The 17,220-nt window shown below is 62.9% G+C and carries 21 protein-coding genes and 1 tRNA gene; 13 read left to right on the top strand and 9 right to left on the bottom strand.

The features are described from left to right. The first annotated feature begins 6 nt into the window (after window positions 1-6). The 9 genes from rbfA (at window position 7) to Q0O40_RS02570 (ending at window position 8,295) form a co-directional block, all read left to right on the top strand. On the top strand, window positions 7-414 hold the full coding sequence (rbfA, locus tag Q0O40_RS02610; RefSeq protein ID WP_295525811.1) for a 30S ribosome-binding factor RbfA: 408 nt from the start codon (window positions 7-9) through the stop codon (window positions 412-414). After that, a complete protein-coding gene (locus Q0O40_RS02605) occupies window positions 411-962 on the top strand; it encodes a GNAT family protein (RefSeq protein ID WP_295525809.1) in 552 nt (183 codons plus the stop codon). Before rbfA ends, Q0O40_RS02605 begins: the two co-directional genes overlap by 4 nt. After that, window positions 959-1,660, top strand: coding sequence for a site-2 protease family protein (locus Q0O40_RS02600; RefSeq protein WP_295525807.1), 702 nt, complete (start codon window positions 959-961; stop codon window positions 1,658-1,660). The genes Q0O40_RS02605 and Q0O40_RS02600 overlap by 4 nt, the downstream gene beginning before the upstream one ends. Then, window positions 1,657-2,577 carry a tRNA pseudouridine(55) synthase TruB gene (gene truB, locus Q0O40_RS02595; protein WP_295525805.1) on the top strand — a complete coding sequence of 307 codons (921 nt, stop codon included), beginning with the start codon at window positions 1,657-1,659 and terminating at the stop codon, window positions 2,575-2,577. Before Q0O40_RS02600 ends, truB begins: the two co-directional genes overlap by 4 nt. Before the next feature lie 5 nt (window positions 2,578-2,582). Further along, window positions 2,583-2,852, top strand: a complete 270-nt coding sequence (rpsO, locus tag Q0O40_RS02590) for a 30S ribosomal protein S15 (protein ID WP_295525803.1) — start codon at window positions 2,583-2,585, stop codon at window positions 2,850-2,852. Window positions 2,853-3,023: 171 nt separating this feature from the next. After that, window positions 3,024-5,336, top strand: a complete 2,313-nt coding sequence (gene pnp / locus Q0O40_RS02585) for a polyribonucleotide nucleotidyltransferase (RefSeq protein WP_295525801.1) — start codon at window positions 3,024-3,026, stop codon at window positions 5,334-5,336. 107 nt (window positions 5,337-5,443) lie between these two features. Further along, window positions 5,444-5,776 (top strand): hypothetical protein, encoded by a 333-nt coding sequence (locus Q0O40_RS02580; protein WP_295525798.1) that lies wholly within the window; start codon window positions 5,444-5,446, stop codon window positions 5,774-5,776. Window positions 5,777-5,830: 54 nt separating this feature from the next. Next, window positions 5,831-7,558: a hypothetical protein gene (locus tag Q0O40_RS02575; protein ID WP_295525796.1), complete on the top strand. Its 1,728-nt coding sequence runs from the start codon at window positions 5,831-5,833 to the stop codon at window positions 7,556-7,558. After that, the gene (locus Q0O40_RS02570; protein WP_295525793.1) at window positions 7,555-8,295 is read left to right on the top strand and encodes a DUF3142 domain-containing protein; all 741 of its coding nucleotides are present in this window, start codon (window positions 7,555-7,557) and stop codon (window positions 8,293-8,295) included. Before Q0O40_RS02575 ends, Q0O40_RS02570 begins: the two co-directional genes overlap by 4 nt. On the opposite strand, the gene Q0O40_RS02565 is transcribed toward Q0O40_RS02570, so the two are convergent. Together Q0O40_RS02565 and Q0O40_RS02560 are read right to left on the bottom strand one after the other, a co-directional pair. Beyond that, the gene (locus Q0O40_RS02565) at window positions 8,252-9,424 is read right to left on the bottom strand and encodes a diguanylate cyclase (RefSeq protein WP_295525790.1); all 1,173 of its coding nucleotides are present in this window, start codon (window positions 9,422-9,424) and stop codon (window positions 8,252-8,254) included. The genes Q0O40_RS02570 and Q0O40_RS02565 overlap by 44 nt on opposite strands. Window positions 9,425-9,502: 78 nt before the next feature. After that, window positions 9,503-10,228 carry a GcrA family cell cycle regulator gene (locus Q0O40_RS02560; RefSeq protein WP_295525787.1) on the bottom strand — a complete coding sequence of 242 codons (726 nt, stop codon included), beginning with the start codon at window positions 10,226-10,228 and terminating at the stop codon, window positions 9,503-9,505. Window positions 10,229-10,410: 182 nt separating this feature from the next. On the opposite strand from Q0O40_RS02560, the gene Q0O40_RS02555 reads away from it, so the two are divergent. Continuing rightward, the gene (locus tag Q0O40_RS02555; protein WP_295525785.1) at window positions 10,411-11,223 is read left to right on the top strand and encodes an ABC transporter permease; all 813 of its coding nucleotides are present in this window, start codon (window positions 10,411-10,413) and stop codon (window positions 11,221-11,223) included. A 41-nt stretch (window positions 11,224-11,264) separates the two neighbouring features. Here Q0O40_RS02555 and hspQ read toward each other — a convergent pair whose 3' ends face one another. Then, window positions 11,265-11,645: a heat shock protein HspQ gene (gene hspQ / locus Q0O40_RS02550; protein WP_295525783.1), complete on the bottom strand. Its 381-nt coding sequence runs from the start codon at window positions 11,643-11,645 to the stop codon at window positions 11,265-11,267. Window positions 11,646-11,830: 185 nt separating this feature from the next. On the opposite strand from hspQ, the gene Q0O40_RS02545 reads away from it, so the two are divergent. Further along, window positions 11,831-11,920, top strand: a tRNA-Ser gene (locus Q0O40_RS02545). Between the two features lie 370 nt (window positions 11,921-12,290). On the opposite strand, the gene Q0O40_RS02540 is transcribed toward Q0O40_RS02545, so the two are convergent. The 3 genes from Q0O40_RS02540 to Q0O40_RS02530 all read right to left on the bottom strand — a co-directional run bounded on the left by Q0O40_RS02540 (window position 12,291) and on the right by Q0O40_RS02530 (window position 14,771). After that, window positions 12,291-13,019 (bottom strand): hypothetical protein, encoded by a 729-nt coding sequence (locus tag Q0O40_RS02540; protein ID WP_295525781.1) that lies wholly within the window; start codon window positions 13,017-13,019, stop codon window positions 12,291-12,293. Further along, window positions 13,016-13,537, bottom strand: a complete 522-nt coding sequence (locus tag Q0O40_RS02535; RefSeq protein ID WP_295525779.1) for a hypothetical protein — start codon at window positions 13,535-13,537, stop codon at window positions 13,016-13,018. Before Q0O40_RS02535 ends, Q0O40_RS02540 begins: the two co-directional genes overlap by 4 nt. A gap of 106 nt (window positions 13,538-13,643) precedes the next feature. Further along, entirely contained in the window at window positions 13,644-14,771 is a 1,128-nt protein-coding gene (locus Q0O40_RS02530; protein WP_295525778.1) for a hypothetical protein, read from the bottom strand. 163 nt (window positions 14,772-14,934) lie between these two features. Between Q0O40_RS02530 and Q0O40_RS02525 the strand changes: the two genes are divergently transcribed. Beyond that, entirely contained in the window at window positions 14,935-15,285 is a 351-nt protein-coding gene (locus Q0O40_RS02525; protein WP_295525776.1) for a DNA methyltransferase, read from the top strand. A 5-nt stretch (window positions 15,286-15,290) separates the two neighbouring features. Here the strand turns inward: Q0O40_RS02525 and Q0O40_RS02520 are convergent, their stop codons facing one another. The 3 genes from Q0O40_RS02520 to Q0O40_RS02510 form a co-directional block, all read right to left on the bottom strand. Continuing rightward, a complete protein-coding gene (locus Q0O40_RS02520; RefSeq protein ID WP_295525774.1) occupies window positions 15,291-15,593 on the bottom strand; it encodes a HigA family addiction module antitoxin in 303 nt (100 codons plus the stop codon). Next, window positions 15,593-15,877, bottom strand: a complete 285-nt coding sequence (locus tag Q0O40_RS02515) for a type II toxin-antitoxin system RelE/ParE family toxin (protein WP_295525771.1) — start codon at window positions 15,875-15,877, stop codon at window positions 15,593-15,595. The genes Q0O40_RS02520 and Q0O40_RS02515 overlap by 1 nt, the downstream gene beginning before the upstream one ends. 85 nt (window positions 15,878-15,962) lie before the next feature. Further along, entirely contained in the window at window positions 15,963-16,370 is a 408-nt protein-coding gene (locus Q0O40_RS02510) for a hypothetical protein (RefSeq protein ID WP_295525768.1), read from the bottom strand. Here Q0O40_RS02510 and Q0O40_RS02505 point away from each other — a divergent pair. Next, a partial coding sequence (locus tag Q0O40_RS02505; RefSeq protein ID WP_295525765.1) for a phage portal protein occupies window positions 16,336-17,220 on the top strand: 885 nt, incomplete at its 3' end. The two genes, Q0O40_RS02510 and Q0O40_RS02505, sit on opposite strands and share 35 nt — an antisense overlap.

The raw sequence follows: 17,220 nt of genomic DNA, 5'->3' as shown, positions 1-17,220 counted from the left end.
GGTAGCGTGGTCAAAGCAACGGCAACCCCTGAAACGCGCTCGGTCCGCCTGCTCAAGGTGGGAGAACAGGTGCGCCATATCCTGTCCGAGCTGCTGACCCGGCAGGAAGTGCACGATGAAGTGCTGACCGCGCATACCGTGTCGGTCACCGAAGTGCGCATGTCGCCCGATTTGCGCCATGCCACTGCCTTCATCAAATCGCTGCTCGGCGCGGATGAGGAGGCGGTGCTGAAGGCGCTGCGGACCAACACGGCCTATTTCCAGAAGGAAGTGGCGCAGCGGCTAAGGCTGCGGTTTGCCGCGAAGATCAAGTTTCTGGCGGACGAAAGCTTTGATGTCGCCAGCCACATCGACACGTTGCTGGCGCATCCGCGCGTGGTGCGCGATCTTGGCGAGGATGATGCGTCCACATGAGCGATGATCTGCTTTATGTACGGCTTGAAGACGGCGATCTATCGCTTGAGCCGCTGGCCGAAGCGCACCGCGAAGGCTTGCGTGCCGCTTGCGCGCAGGATCAGGAGATCTGGACGATCTATCCGTTCTGCTATGTAGGGGACCACTTCGATCCGCAGTTTGACAGCTTGCTCGGCGGCGCGCCGGCGCGGCAATGCTATGCGGTGCTGCGCGGGGGCGAAGTGGCGGGCATGACCGCGTGGATCGAGCATGGCAAGCCCGGCTGGTCGATCGAGATCGGCAACAGCTTTATCGTGCCCGCGCTGCGCGGCAGCGGGTTCAATTCGCGGCTGAAGCGGCTGATGCTGGATCATGCCTTCGCGTGCGGCTTAGCGCGGGTCGCGTTCAAGGTTGACGCGATCAACACGCGCAGCCGCGCCGCGGTTTTGAAACTCGGCGCACGCGAGGAGGGCATGCTGCGCCATGAGCGGCAGACCTGGACCGGGCGGGTGCGCGATACCATGTGCTACAGCATCCTGCGCGATGAGTGGCTGGCCGCAAACAGATGAACGATACCCTTTATCAGGCAGCCACGCTGGTGCTGCCGCTTATCTTTGCCATCGTGTTTCACGAGGTGGCGCATGGCTGGATGGCACGGGCGCTGGGCGATTCCACCGCGCATGAGCTGAACCGGCTGAGCCTCAATCCGCTGCGCCATGTCGATCCGGTGGGCACGATCCTGCTCCCCGGCGCGCTCAAGCTGATGGGCTTGCCGGTGTTCGGCTGGGCCAAGCCGGTCCCGGTCGTTTACGCCCGCCTGCGCAATCCCCAGCGCGACATGGCGTTCGTTGCAGCGGCAGGACCTGCGACAAACTTCATCCTTGCAGCCATCGCCGCGGTCGCTTTCGGATTGATCCTGCGCAATGCCGATCCGCAGATCGCGCCCGCGCCGTGGGTAGTGTTTCTTGCCGACAATCTCAGGAATTTCTTGTTGATCAACGTGTTCCTGGGCACATTTAATCTCATTCCGCTGCCGCCGTTCGATGGCTCGCGCATCCTGCGCGGGATATTGCCGATGAGCGGCGCGCGGCTGCTCGACCGGATCGAGCCGCTGGGCATTCCATTTTTCATCATCATCTTCGTCCTTGTGCCGCAGCTGATGCCCGGCCTCCGTATAGTTGACCAGATTGTCGAACCGCCGATGACGTGGATGCTTAACCAGTATCAGCAGCTGATCACGCTGGTCGCGGGGCCCGAGCTCGATTGATCAGCGGCTGGATTATCCTCGACAAACCGCTGGGCCTCGGCTCGACGCAAGCGGTGGCGGCTGTGAAGCGCAACTTGCGTCAGGCGGGCTACGGCAAGGTCAAGGTCGGCCACGGCGGCACGCTCGATCCCTTGGCGACGGGCGTGCTGCCGATTGCGGTGGGCGAGGCAACCAAGCTGGCCGGGCGGATGCTCGATGCGAGCAAGGAATATGCGTTCACCGTGTGCTTTGGCGCGGAAACCGACACGCTCGATCTTGAAGGCAAGGTCATTGCGATGAGCGATGTGCGGCCGTCGTGGGCAGATATTGAGGCTGTGCTGGCGCGCTTCACCGGGCCTATCGAGCAAGTTCCGCCTGCTTATTCGGCGCTGAAAGTGGACGGCGCGCGGGCATATGATTTGGCGCGGGCGGGGGAAGCGGTCGCGCTAAAATCGCGCGCAGTGACGGTGCACAGCTTAACTCCCGGCCCAAGCCTTGTGGCGGGAGGAGCGGGGCTGCTTGCCGAGATTACCTTCATCGCGCTTGTCTCCAAAGGTACCTATATCCGCAGCCTTGCCCGCGATATCGCCCATGCGCTGGGCACGGTTGGCCATGTCACCATGCTGCGCCGCCTGCGTGCCGGGCCGTTCGGCTTGGCCCAAGCGATTTCGCTGGACAAATTGAACGAACTGGGCAAGGCCGAAAAACTTGAACATGTACTCTTGCCGTTGGAGGTAGGGCTGGTCGATATCCCGGCTCTTGATCTCGAACCCGAACAGGCAAGGGCGGTCCGTCAGGGCCGCGTTCTAACCGGGTTGCCCCATCCCGACGGGCTTTACTGGGTGCGCCATGGTGATGTGCCATTGGCCTTGGTTGAGCTTTCAGGCACTGTCCTGATTGTCGCGCGGGGGTTCAATATCCCTGATGTCGCGGAGTAAGCATAATGTCGGTTACCGCAGAAAAGAAGCAGGAAATCATCAAGGACAACGCGCGCGCAGCCGGTGATACCGGTTCGCCCGAAGTTCAGGTGGCAATCATCACCAGCCGCATCAACACGCTGACGAGCCACTTCAAGGCTCATCACAAGGACAATCATTCGCGCCGCGGCCTGCTGATGATGGTCAACAAGCGTCGCACGCTGCTCGACTATCTGAAGAGGAAAGATGTCGACCGGTATAACGCGCTTATTCAGAAGCTTGGTCTGCGCAAATAACCAACGCAAAAGCGGCCCCCTGTTGGGCCGCTTTTCGTATCTGGAACCTGCCCGCAATTCGGCAGGCAGGTTCGCAACCCGGGGCCGATAGCGCCTCACACCGGACCGGGACGGATCTCCCCGGCAGCAAAAACCCGCGCGCAATAGGGCATGCGGGCTGAAGGAAAATCAATGTTCGACGTCAAAACCGTATCGCTGGAATGGGGCGGCAAAACCCTCACTCTGGAAACCGGCCGTGTAGCCCGTCAGGCTGACGGCGCGGTCATCGCCACTTATGGCGAAACTGTTGTGCTCTGCGCGGTTACCGCCGCCAAGAAGGTCAAGGAAGGCCAGGATTTCTTCCCGCTGACCGTTCACTATCAGGAAAAATTCTCGGCCGCCGGGCGCATCCCGGGCGGCTTCTTCAAGCGCGAGCGCGGCGCGACCGAAAAGGAAACGCTGGTTTCCCGCCTGATCGACCGCCCGCTGCGCCCGCTGTTTCCCGAAGGTTTCTACAACGAAATCAACGTCATCGCTCAAGTTCTGAGCTATGACGGTGAGACTGAGCCAGACATGGTGGCGATGATCGCAGCCTCTGCCGCGCTGACCATTTCGGGCCTGCCGTTCATGGGCCCGATCGGCGCGGCGCGCGTCGGCTTCAAGGACGGCGAATACAGCCTCAACCCGTCGATGGCCCAAGTGGCTGAAGGCCGCCTCGACCTCGTCGTGGCCGCCACCGACAGCGCGGTGATGATGGTCGAATCCGAGGCCAAAGAGCTGACCGAGGACGAAATGCTCGGCGCTGTAGTCTATGCGCACGACGAGATCCGCAAGGTGATCGGCGCGATTATCGCGCTGGCCGAGAAGGCCGCCAAGGAGCCTTGGGAAATCGATCTCACCGACAACACGGCTGACATCAAGAAGAAGCTGAAAGAGATCGTCGGCGAAGATGTGGCTGCGGCCTACAAGATCATCGACAAGTCGGCGCGCTCGAACGCGCTGAACGAGGCGCGGGCCAAGGCCAAGGACGCCTTTGCCGCTGAAGGCGCCCAGACGCAGATGGTCGCGATGAAGACGATGAAGAAGGTCGAGGCCGATATCGTGCGCGGCGCCATCCTTAAGGACGGCCAGCGCATCGACGGACGCACCACCACGCAGATCCGCCCGATCGAAGCGATGGTCGGCTTCCTGCCGCGCACGCATGGCTCCTCGCTGTTTACCCGCGGCGAAACGCAGGCGATCTGCACGACCACCTTGGGCACCAAGGACGCCGAGCAGATGATCGACGGGCTCGACGGCCTGTCGTACACCCGCTTCATGCTGCACTACAACTTCCCGCCCTATTCGGTGGGCGAGGTCGGCCGCTTTGGCGCGCCGGGCCGCCGCGAAGTGGGCCATGGCAAGCTGGCATGGCGCGCGCTTAACCCGGTATTGCCGAGCAAGGACGAGTTTCCCTACACCATCCGCGTGCTGTCAGACATCACCGAGTCCAATGGTTCCTCTTCGATGGCCACGGTCTGTGGCGGGTGCCTTTCGATGATGGACGCGGGCGTGCCGATCGCGCGCCCGGTTTCGGGCATCGCGATGGGGCTGATCCTCGAAGGCGATGAGTTCGCGGTGCTTTCGGATATTCTCGGCGACGAGGATCATCTGGGCGACATGGACTTCAAGGTGGCCGGGACCAGCGCAGGCATCACCACGATGCAGATGGACATCAAGATCGCCGGGATCACCCGCGAGATCATGGCCAAGGCACTGTCGCAGGCCAGCGAAGGCCGCGCGCACATCCTTGCCGAGATGACCAAGGCACTGGGCAGCGCACGCAGCGAGCTTTCGGCGCATGCACCGCGCATCGAATCGATCCAGATCGACAAGGCGAAGATCCGCGAAGTGATCGGCACCGGCGGCAAGGTGATCCGCGAGATCGTGGCCGAGACGGGCGCGAAAGTGGATATCGACGATGAAGGCCTGATCAAGATCAGCTCTTCCGATCCGGCACAGATCGAAGCGGCCAAGGCTTGGATTCTGGGCATCGTGATGGAGGCCGAAGTCGGCAAGATCTACGACGGCAAAGTGGTCAACATCGTTGATTTCGGTGCGTTCGTGAATTTCATGGGCGGCAAGGACGGCCTTGTCCACGTTTCCGAGATGCGCAACGAGCGGGTCGAGAAGCCGACCGACGTGGTCAAGGAAGGCCAGGCCGTGAAGGTCAAGGTGCTCGAGATTGATCCGCGCGGCAAAGTGCGCTTGTCGATGCGCGTTGTCGATCAGGAAACCGGCGAACCGCTGGAGGATACGCGCCCGCCACGTGAAGCGCGCCCGGAGCGCAGCGGCGGCGGCAGTGATCGCGGTGGGGATCGCGGCGATCGCCGTGGCCCCGGCGGCCCGCGCGGTGATCGTGGCCCGCGCCGTGAGGGCGGTGACCGCGATCGCGGTCCGCGCCGCGACCGTGACGATGGCCCGGCACCGGACCATATCCCGGCGTTCCTCAAGTCTGACGACTGACCCAGACTACAAAAGCCAAGAAAGGGGGCTCGCGGCAACGCGGGCCCTTTTTTCTTGCTTTGCGAGGGCGAGAGAAGGACCATGCCGCGAGCAGGCAGGAGGCGCGGATGGGCAGGAAAACGATCAAGAACGCGATGATGGCGGTGCTGCTCGCCACATCGGGCGCGGCGCTGGCCTGCGCAGACGCTGGTTGCTATCCGTCGTGGAACTTGTTTGGCGGCAACAGCGCGTGCCATAGCCGCGCAGTGATTGCACCCGGCAATGATACGCGGGTGAACCTTTACGCGCTGGTGCGCGATGCAGCGGGGCAGGGGCTTGGCGGCACGATCAAGCCGCCGCCCGGATACCAAGCAGAAGCATTTGGCCAGACCTTCCTCAATTGGAACGAGCTGAAGCAAAGCCTGTTTCCCGCCGATGCGCAGGCAAGCTTTGACAACTAAGGCGATGCGCGCGGTAAGGGGCTGGCCGCAGCAGCGTCGGCGTTTGCCGCTGCGATGAGCGCCAACAAGGCGCTTCCCGCCCCCGAGCGCGGCTTGTTGAGCGCGGCGCGCGCGCGGCTTTTGCAGACCCACAATGGCCCGGCGGCGGGCGAAGCGGCGATTCCCTGGCCGACCGGCATCGCGAGTGCGGCGGGCAAGGAATATCTGGCCTATCTGCAGGCCGCCGACGCATTTTATGCGGCCCGCTGGGATGAAGCGCGGCAGGGCTTTGCCGGTCTTGCCCGCGCCGCTGATCCGTGGGTGGCAGAAACTGCGGCGTACATGCAAGTGCGCACCGAGCTCGCCGCAGCAATGGCACGCAGCATTGATGAATATGGCTTCTTTCAGGGCCTCAAATCGGTTGACAAGGCGGCGGCAGGGCGCGGCCGCGCTGCGCTGGCCGCCTATCTCAAGGCGTGGCCGAAAGGGCGCTATGCCGCCTCGGCACGAGGGCTTGAGCGGCGCGCGCTATGGCTCTCGGCGGATTTCGGCGGGCTGGCGCAGCGCTACGAGCAATTGCTCGCCGCTGTTCCCGCATCATCCGAGGAGATGGTTACACTGGTTCAAGAAATCGACAACAAGCTGTTGTTTGATAGCGAAAATACCTCGCCACGCGCCGATGGTCCGCTGCTGCTTGCGACGATCGATCTGATGCAGCTGCGCGTCGCCGATCCGGCGGACAAGGACAGCGGTGTGAAGCCGGGGATCGATGCCGCCGCCCTTGCCGGGCAACAGGCCGAATTCATGCGCGCGCCCGATCTCTACAGCTTCGTGCTGGCCAATCATGCGTTTTATGTGGCCAAGGATTACGCGCGCGTTCTTTCGCTGATCCCCGATGATGCGCGCCGCCGCTCTTATGGCCCACTTGCCTTCAGTCGGCAGGTCTTGCGCGGACAGGCGCTGGCGGCGCGGGGCGATCGCAACGAAGCGGGCTTCTGGCGCGAGTTGCTGGGCGGGGCCGAAGCGATCTGGCAGCGCCCCACGGTCGAGCTTGCGCTGGCGATGAACCTTGAGCGGCATGGCGAGGTGGCTGCGGTGTTTGCCAAGGACTCGCCGATCACCGACCGCCAGACCCGCGCGATCCTGCTCGCCCACAGCGCCGGGCCAGACCTGCTGCGCAGCGCCGCGCAAAGCAGCGCGTCGCCCCGGCAGGAGCGCGATGAAGCGCTATTCATTCTGCTTTATAAGCAGCTCGCCCGGGGGCGCTATGCCGGGTTCCTCGCCAATCGCGCGCTCTTGCCCGCCGACGCGCAGATGGAAGGCAAGTTCAGCTTTGCGCCGTATCAGGCGCTCGGGCTGGGTGTTTTTGCCAAAGGGCGCACGATGGAAGCTGGGTTTGCTTGCCCCGCGCTCGCCGCCACCGCGCAGACGCTTGCTGCTGATCCGCGCAATGTTCGCGCGCAATTGTGCCTTGGCGAGTTCTGGCGGCTCAATGGCTTTGATGACTTCACCGCGCTCGATATCGCGCCGCCGGCAAGCCAGCTTGGCGGCGCCGTTAGCGGTTTTCCCGGCCTGCCAAACCGGCGCGGGGGTTTTTACGAGGCGGCCATCGCCGATCCGCGCGCCGCGTCTGTAGACAAGGCCTATGCGCTGTACCGGCTGGTCCGGTGCTATGCGCCGAGCGGCTTCAGTTCGTGCGGGGGGGGCGATGCGCCCAAAGCGCAGCGCAAAGCCTGGTTCGACCAACTTCACCGCGAATTTCCCAAGAGCGCGTGGGCGCAAAAGCTGCGCGTTTATTGGTGAGGCGGCGCAGCGCGAAGGTGCTGGCCGCGCTGCTCGCGGCGTCTTGCGCGCCGCCTGCGTCCGGACCGGTCGATCCGGCGCGCTACGATCAGTTTTTCCTGTGGGCCGGGGTGCCGCCGCCGCCCGCAGTGGCCCATGCCAAAGTGCTCTACATCCTTGGCGGCGAAGTTCGCCGGGGCGGGCCGCCGCGCTTTGTCTCGCTACGCGCAGCAACGCCGCGCGGGCTGCGCAGCGCGCTCTGGCTGACTGTGCGCAGCGAGCGTCTGGATTGGGATGAGCGCACGTGGGAGGCCGCCCTGCGCATGCTGGCGCAGTGGCACAATGCCGGGAACCGCGTGGAGGGCCTGCAGATCGATTTTGACGCGGCGACTTCGGGGCTTGGCCGTTATGCTGCTTTTCTGCGCGAGGTCCGCCGCCGATTGCCGCCGCGCGCCAAGCTTTCGGTGACCGGGTTGCTCGATTGGAGCGCCAATGGCGATCCGGGCGCGCTTGCTGCGCTGTCTGGCGTGGTCGACGAGGCGGTGATCCAGACGTATCAGGGGCGCAGCACGATCCCGGGCTATGCCGCCTATTTTCGCCATATCGACATGCTGCCGCTGCGCCACAAGATTGCGCTGGTTGAAGGCGGCGCGTGGACACCGCCGCCTGCGCTGGCGCGCGACAAGCGTTTTGCAGGGTACGTCGTGTTCTTGCTCAGGCCGCCTGTTCGGCCGGTTCGGGCAGCGAGCCTGCGGTAAGGACGCGGTTGCGCCCGGAACCTTTCGCGGCATAAAGCGCTTCGTCGGCGGCTTTCAGCGCGGCGCTCTGATCGGTATAGTCGAACACATTCGCGATACCGGCCGAAAACGTGATCTGGCCAAACGGCGTGTCGTTGCCGCGATTGACCAGACGCCGCTCGGCAATATCCTCCCTCGCACCATCGAGCTTGTCAAAAGCCTGTTCGAGGGTGTGGTTGCGAAACAGTACCGCAAACTCTTCGCCGCCGTGGCGCGCGACATGGCACCGGGAATCCGAAATGCGGTTCAGCGTATCGGCGACAACTTTGAGCACACGGTCTCCGGCGGGGTGGCCGTGGGTGTCGTTGATGCGTTTGAAATGATCGATATCGCAAAATGCGACTGCGAGCGGTACGCCAGCCAGGCTTGCTTCGCGCACATCGCGTTCGAGGCGCTTTTCAAAAGCGCGGCGATTGGGCAGGCCGGTCAGATGGTCCATGTCGGCAACGCGGCGGGTTTCCTCAAGGTTGCCCTGTAAGGCCTCGATGCGCTGCTCGCTGGCGGCCAGATTGTGCTCGATCGCGCGGGTGCGGTCCATCATTGCGCGGGTCAGTGCCGCCAGTTCGGAGATGACCTCGCCCGCTTTGTTGACCTGCTGGAGATCGTCGACGTGGCGCTGCATGGCCGAGTTGTATTCGCTGGTCGCGGTTCGTGCGCCGCTCATGGTCGAGGAGAACTCGGTGAGGCTCTCCTCGATGCGGCCCATCAGCAGCACCAGCGGTCCGTCGTTGCCCGCACCGGAAGTGCCCTTGGCGTCCTCGAGCCATTTGAGCGAGATCGGCAAACCCTTGTCGGCGCGCTCAAGGATGAGCTGGGCAAGGCGCGGATCGGCCCCGGTGACGCAATCATAAGCGACTGCCAGCGTGGCGGGAAGCACTTCGAGATCGTGATCGATCAAGAAATCGGCCACTTTGCCCAGCATCCGCCGCTTGGCAGGCAGCCATATTTCCCGCGCTGTTGGCTCATGCGCGATGGCTGCGGCGGCGAGCGGCGTCTGGCCTTGCTCGGTATCCCCATCAGCGTCCTCGCCCGAGAACCAGTTCCACCACTTCCCGCGCCGGGAGCCTTCATCTGATGCGTGCTGTGTCATGCCTTTCAGAACGACCGAAGCAGGGCGATTTTAACCACGACTCGCGCATTTTTTTGCCCGGTGCAATCGTTTGCCGGATCAGCGTACCCGCGGTCCGCCAAATGGCATAGGCGGCGGCGGTCGGCGGTGGCCGCGCGGCAGCTGCGCCTGATAGGCGCGGCCGCAATGCGGCACGCAATAAGGAAAGCCGGGGTTCACTTTTTCGCCGCAGAAATGAAAATCGGCCTCGCCCGGATGGCCCATCGGCCAGCGGCAGATGCGGTCGTTGAGATCGAGCAGGCTGGTCTTCTCAGCAATGACCGGGCTGGGCCGCGCGGGCACAAGGCGGCGCGGCGGGGCAGGCGGGATCGGCGGCTGATGATCACCCGGGCCTTGCCGCAGGAACCCGCCCGGGCCGACCGAAACAATGCGCGGCGTTGGCGGCAGCGGCGGCGGCAACACGGCATCGGCGAGCACTGGCGGCGGCGGCGCTTCGGCGGAGAGGGGTGCTGGCATCGCCGCCGCCGGAGCGGGCGCAGGGACCTGCGCTTGCGGCGCGGCGCGCGGCGCGGCGATGCGCGGTTCTGGCGCGGGCACCGCTGGGGGCGGGGCTTCCTCGGCGGGCTTGGTCGCCTTGGGTGCATCGTCTGTCGGCTTTTCGTTGGGCTTTACCGGCGAAGGCCGAGCTTTCAGACCCAGACGGTGGGCTTTGCCGATCACGGCATTGCGGCTCACTCCGCCCAATTCTTCTGCGATCTGGCTGGCGGTCGCGCCGCCTTCCCACATCTTGGTCAGCTTTTCGATCCGCTCGTCGGTCCAACTCATGCCTTGAAAAATCCTTCAAAAAAACTTGTCCGGAGCAAGCGCTCGTTCGCCAGCGCCAGTCCTTGCCTTTGGCCGCGCCGCACGATACCGCAGCACACATGGCCGATCAACCGATGCCCGTCAGCGGGCCCGCACCCCAATCAACGCGCCAGCTTGCCGACGGTCAGCGGCCTCGCCATTTCATGAAACCGGGGCAGCCGCTGTTTCGCAGCACCAACTGGCTCGGGCTGTGGACCTTGTATATGAAGGAAGTGCGCCGGTTCTTCAAGGTGCATACCCAAACGATCTGGGCTCCGGCGATCACTACCTTGCTCTATCTGGTGATTTTTACGCTGGCGCTGGGCGGCGGCGGGCGCATGGTGCTGGGCGTGCCCTTTGCCACATTCCTCGCGCCGGGGCTGATAGCGATGGGCATGATCAACAATGCCTTTGCCAATGCCAGCTTTGGCTTGCTGATCGGCAAGATCCAAGGAACAGTGATCGATTACCTGATGCCGCCGATTTCGGCGGGCGAATTGCTGTCTGCGCTCGTGGCGGCGGCAGTGACGCGGGCGGTGCTGGTCGGGCTTGCCGTGGCCGGCGCGATGATCCTCTGGCCGGGCGTCAATTTGGTGGTGCACCATGCCTGGGCGGTGGTGTGGTTTGGGCTGATGGGCTCGGTCTTGCTGGCGCTGATCGGGGTGCTGACCTCGCTTTGGGCCGAAAAATTCGATCATAATGCCGCAATCACCAACTTTGTGATCACGCCGATGTCGATGCTATCGGGAACCTTTTATGCGATCGATAACCTCGCGCCCGCGTTTCAGACGGTCAGCCGGTTCAACCCGATCTTTTATGTCATCTCGGGATTTCGCTATGGCTTCCTCGGCCGAAGCGATATCGGCAATACCGACGTGGCGGTGATTTACGGCGCGGCGGGGCTGGGCATGCTCAACCTCGCCCTTGCCGTCGCAACTTATGCGCTGCTGCGCTCGGGCTGGAAGCTCAAGAACTGACGGCCAGCGCGCCAGATTGAGCGCGCCTTGTTACGCCCGAATCAGTGCGACAGCCCGCGGCGCAGCCGGTAACGCCCGTCGCGAAACGCCTCGAACATGCCCTCGACCGAGGGATGGTCGACCGGGCCAGCGTCTGCATCAGACAGCAGGTTTTGCTGGCTGACATACGCGACGTAGCTGTTTTCGTCATTTTCGGCGAGCAAGTGATAGAACGGCTGTTCGCGCGGTGGCCGCATTTCGGACGGGATCGATTCGTACCATTCTTCGCTGTTGGCAAAGACCGGGTCGATATCGAAAATAACCCCGCGGAAATCAAACAGTTTGTGGCGGACCACATCGCCGATCGCAAAGCGTGCTCTGGCAACATGGGGGGCATCGATCTGCCGACCGGCCTGAGGGGAGAAGAACGTCGCTCGATCCATGGGGGCAATATAGGTTTCTGGAACGCCGGAGACAAGCCGGACCTTGCGGATTGTCCAGAGCCGTCGCCCCCGCAATGCGAATCCGCATCATCCGCTCACCTTTCTTCTTGGCAAGTGCAAACCCATGCGCTAACCGCGCGCTTCCTTAGACCGGGAGAGGCCCCGCCTCGCTCACGACACTTCGCGGAGAGGTGGCAGAGTGGTCGAATGCACCGCACTCGAAATGCGGCATACCCGCGAGGGTATCCAGGGTTCGAATCCCTGCCTCTCCGCCATCGCCCCTCGCCACAAATCTCTCTGTGGGCCGGGCGGTGTCAGAAAATCCCGTTGTATTACAGGGTTTCGCCGAACCGGCTCCGCACTGGGTTTCCAGGAAACTGGCTGATTTTCTCTCCGAAAGCCCGGATAGTCTCCAGACCTCCGCACCGTGGCGATTTGGTGTGGAGCTAAAAACTACAAGCCTTTTCAGTTAGATATCGGCTAAGGGAGCTGAGTGGTTTTTGGAGCGCCTCGGCAACCGGAACCGACCCCTAGCGAACCAGCAAACTCCAAGCCGTGCGGCAGTGGATCAAAATCCCACCGATCGTCGAACAACTGATCTCGGAAAACACGGGGCGGTTCAGAGGGCAGGAGACGGCAATCCGCTTACCGTTTGCCTGATAACGCCTCGATCAGTCCGATCTTAGGGCTAGTGGGTTCCTCCGCCGGCTCCCGCGGGCGCCGGCGCTGGGATGTAATCATGTGCGGCCCGATCACAGCGCCGCTCTTCAAAACGTAACCCTCGACCTGCTGTGCGCCCCAACGATGGTCCCACAGGGTCGAGAAGGACCAGATCGTGCTCTCGGCGGTCACGCTCTCCAGAAGTTTGCGCCAGACCGGGTTGAGGTGCCCGAACGGCAGGCGCGGGGCCCCCCCCAATGGATCGTCTACAAGCTCCCGGCTTTCGATCTCGGCAACGGAAAGTTGCTCGATCAGGCCGGCTTCGGGAACCGTGAACTGTTCTTCGACTGGCTCAGCGTCTTTTCGTTTCAGCCAGTTCCACACGAGTAGAACAAGCAGCACCGGCCACAAAAGAAGCACCGAACCGACGATGCCGATGATGCCGACAACCACTCCAATAACCTCAGCAGGGTCTCGACCTGCTCGCCGTACCTTGCCCCGGCTCTCCAGCATGCCCCATGCCCAAAAAGCCACGGCGACGGGCCAGAAAAGGGCCATGAAACAGACGATGCCGACGAAGCCGAGGACCGCAGCAAAGATCTCACCGGGGTCCCATCTTAGTGGCCACACACCGTCCCCTTGGCCGATGACCCACACCAGCGTCGAAACGGCTAGCAGCAGCCCAATCAGAACATAGGCGTATGCCGCGATCATGGCTCCCCAGCCTCGGGGGGCGGCCCAATGGGGTCCGGTGCAGTCCTGCCGTAATAGAGGCCTGACCCCCCCGCTGATCCTTGCACCTCTTCGATCAGCTCGTCGGCTGGTACGTTGCGTATGAGCCTGGTTGTGACCAGCACGCCCTTTTCAAGGTGAAGGAAGAGGTCCGCCTGAAACTGGCTCTGGTAGCCCTGGTGGACGTATTTGGTCACCCGCCCCTGCGGCACGCGGAGTTCTCCCATATACCAGTGGGCGAAGACGCGGTCAGGGTAGCCGGGGAATAGCGTATCCAGGGTCACCCTGGTCCCGTCCTCAAGCTGAGCCTGGATACCGATCAGATACAGCCGACCTTCGCGGACCTCCCAGGTTCCGACATAGCCGCGCCAGAGGGCGGTTGATGGCTCCTGAAAGCGTGGCCAGTGGCCCCTTAGAGAAAAGTAGTCGCCCAATGGGTTGCCCATCATCGAGAGCTTCTGGCCCTCGTAGTGAAGGACCTCGGACATCTGGGCTGTCAAATCGCTCTCCTTCGGTCAACCATCCACCGGTTAGGCGCCCTGTCTAAAGATCAAATGCCTTCGCCGACACCGCAGCAGTTCAGGGTGATCCAGACCGTGAAACGCGTCATTTTTCAGAGGCGAGTGCTACCTTTAGATCGAGCAGATGTGTGCGAGTAAAGTAGATGCTCTCATCAGCCCCGGCCAGAATGATGTCGAGGGTGTCACCATCGCAGTCCATAAGCATCTCCTTCACGAGGTCCTTCGATCCGTGCGCGTGTTGCATCATCGCGGCGTGGTTGGGGCAGAGTGCCAAGTAATTCTGATGGTGGCGTCGGACCACGTCGGCAATAAACTCGACTTTCTCCACGTAGTGTCGCCCGTCAGGAAGCCGAAATGGCAAAGGCCCCTTGCATACTTGGCAAATCATATCTCCGTCGAGGTTCGTATATTGTTGCCGGAGGTATTGCTCTGCCTCCTGCTTGACTGCCTGGAGCCCGACGGACACCGATCTCGGCCGCTCTTCGGTCGCCCGGTCTGGCGCCTGGGCGGCAGCATCGAGCACCCTTTCGGCTCGACGCTCCGGGTTACCTGGTTCGCTTTCGGGCAGGGAGAAGATTCTCCTGTTCTCTACCTGCTGCTTGAAGTCTAGGCGCTCAGCGGGATCGAGGCCGGCAAACCACTGTGCGTCCTCTAATGCGGCCCCGTCCTCGAAACCGAGTTGCTTTGCGATGGACTGCTTTTGCCTGGCTTCATCCGAACGCTTCGCAAAAGCCTCGCCGAAGCCGATGGCTTTCAGCCACCTCTTCCCTGGATCGTACGGGAAGCCCGGCGGCAAAAGGTCTGCTCGCGCCTCGGCAGGCACTACAAAGCGGCCGTCCGACTGCGGCACCCAAGCCGCTTCTCGCATCTGGCAGACCCACTGGGAATCCGCAAAGTGTGCACCGTGTTGCCGGTTGATCTGGTAGGTGGCTCGCAGGAATCTAGAGTTGGCAAAATCAGCTGTGCGCCAAAGCAATGTGGAAAGCGCGACGGTTGGTGATGCCGTTGCCGCCTCAAACCCTTCGAGGGAAAAATCCGTGTCGATAGAATTTGATGTCCATCGCTCACCTCCGACGCTGAGGAGATAGGGCCACTTCGGATTTTTGTTGCAGCTGCATGCAGTTACCTCGAGCGCGGTTTTTACGCCAGTGGCCTCCGCGAACTTCAGGAACCCTTTGAGGGAGGCGCCGTCGCCGAAGTAGCGGTCGGCCAAGCCTACCGGTCCGGCCTTGCCTCCAACCTCGGTATAGAAGGCGCGGAGTCCCGTTTCCTTCAGCGGCGAATCCAGGAGGCAGTCGCGCGGCCTCTCGCGCAAGGACTACCACACCCAATACGAGCCCCTCTGGTACGGCTGGAACGAGGACGGCCCGCGCATCATGCAGGTGCCGGATCGCAAGCAGTCGGACATCTGGAACATCGCCCGGCCAAGGGTCTCCGATCTTCACCCAACCACCAAACCGACGCTCCTGATCGAGCGCGCCTTGCTGAACTCCTCAGCGCGCGGTGCCCTGGTGGTCGATCTCTTCGGCGGCTCGGGCTCGACCCTGATCGCCTGCGAGCAGCAGGGCCGGCGTTGCCGGTTGATGGAGCTCGACCCCAAATACGCCGACGTCATCGTCAAGCGCTGGCAGGACTTTACCGGCAAGGCCGCCACGCTCGAGGGCGATGGACGGAGTTTTAATGAGATCGCCGGAATGCGAGCCGGCACTGAAGCTGAAGCGGCCTGAGCGCCTTAGGCTGCGACGAGAACCTTATCGACGACGATGTCATCGGCACGGGCCCTAGCCTGAGCCATGTCATAGGTCGTCTGCATGCGCATCAGCGTATCGGCCTTGACGCCAAAAGCCTTCTCGAACCGGATCGCCATATCGGCCGAAAGAGCAGTGTGGCCATTGAACAGGTTGCTAAGGGTCTGGCGGGTCACATGGAAGGCGGCTGCAAGGCGGTTGATGCTCACACCATGGGGCTCGACGACTTCGCTCTTCAGCCAGTCACCGGGATGAACCGCCAGCGAGGGATGCATGGTCATAGCCATCAGTGATAATCCTCCAGGTCCAGGTCGGCGATTGTCGTTTCGTCGATCTTGACGAAGGTCAGCCGCCAGTTCTTCGTCACCGTCATTGACCAGCGCCCGGCCTTGTCTCCAACCAACTCGTGCAGCCCGTAATTGGGCGGCACGGCCAGTTCCTCGAAACTGCCTGCAGCATCGATGAATGCCAGCATCTTGCGGATACGAGCCGCAACACCCACCAGGCCTTTTGCGTTTCCGGTCTCGAAAAACCGCCGCAGCCCTTTGTGGGAGATGCTGTCGATATCCATAACGCCTTATGTCAAATGGGGTTTGACATGTCAACCAACGTTTGACGCGCAGCGGGCTGCGTCCTTCCTCCAACTCAGACCAGCGTCAGCAGCGGTGGTTGCGCCAGTAGCGGTCCCATCGCAGAGCCCAGCCACCCCTGACCATGGCGCAGGACAGGTCTCCCGAGCGAGGCGAGACGCACCAGGCCGCCGTTCGGTTGCCCCCGGCGCTGCCTTCAGACCGACAGGTCAAGGCGGGACCGCGCACCAGGATGTGTCCCTGAGAATGGACGCCAACGCGCTGGCCTATCAGCCTGACGAGGGCATCACGGGCCTGGACCGCAGAGGTAGACGGACAGGGATGTCCGCGACTGCAGCTGCCATCCATCTCCCGGGTCGCAATCCCGGCCAGACGAATACGCGGTCCTTCGGCGCACCAGATCGGACCGTCGCCATCCCACACCCGGGTAGGCGTGCAGGTGAAGGTCTCGCCCACCCGCGGCGGCGCTCGCACGGTGGCGAGCGATCATCCGCTCTACCGCATCCTTCACGACAGCCCCAATGCCGACCAGACGGCGCTGGATTTCTGGGAGTTCGTCTGCGCCTCGCTAGAGCTGCACGGCAATGCCTATGCCGAGGTGGTGCGGGCCCGTAATGGCCGGATCATCGCGCTCGGCGTGCCGATCACGCCCGAACTGGTCACGGTCCGCCGCCTCGATACCGGGGCTCTGGAATATGAGTGGGTCGATCAGGGTCGGCGTATCATCGCAGGCCAGGACCGGGTGCTGCACATCCGCGGCTTTGGCGGCAATCCGCTGGGCGGGCTCTCAACCTTGAGCGCCGGCCGCCAGAGTTTTGGTCTGGCACAGGCTATCGAACGCGCCTCGGGCGACACCTTCCGCAACGGGGTGCGTCCGTCGGGGCTGTTGAAGACCGCCGACACCCTGACCATCGACCAGAGAAAACAGGCCGAGGAGCTGCTGCAGGAGAAGTTCGCAGGCGCGATCAACGCTGGGCGGCCCATGCTGCTCGACCGGGGCATGGACTGGGTCCAGCTCTCGATTAGCCCCGAAGACGCCCAGATGCTGCAAAGCCGGGCCTTCTCGGTGGAAGAGGTCTGCCGCTTCTTCGGCGTGCCGCCCTTCATGGTCGGCCATACCGAAAAGACCACCAGCTGGGGCACCGGGCTCGAACAACAAACCCTGGGGTTCCAGAAGTTCACCCTGCGCCGACGTCTCAAACGCATCGAACAGGCGCTTGAAAAGCAGCTCCTTTCGGTCGCCGACCGGCTGGCCGGGATAACCATCGAGTTCAATCTCGAAGGCCTGCTGCGCGCTGATAGCGCCGCCCGGGCCAGCTTCTAC

Origin of the sequence: Novosphingobium sp. Chol11 (genome assembly GCF_945870625.1) — a bacterium.
GTDB lineage: Bacteria > Pseudomonadota > Alphaproteobacteria > Sphingomonadales > Sphingomonadaceae > Novosphingobium.
Note: the sequence above shows the minus strand (reverse complement) of the source record. Positions and strands in the feature narration are given on the sequence as shown.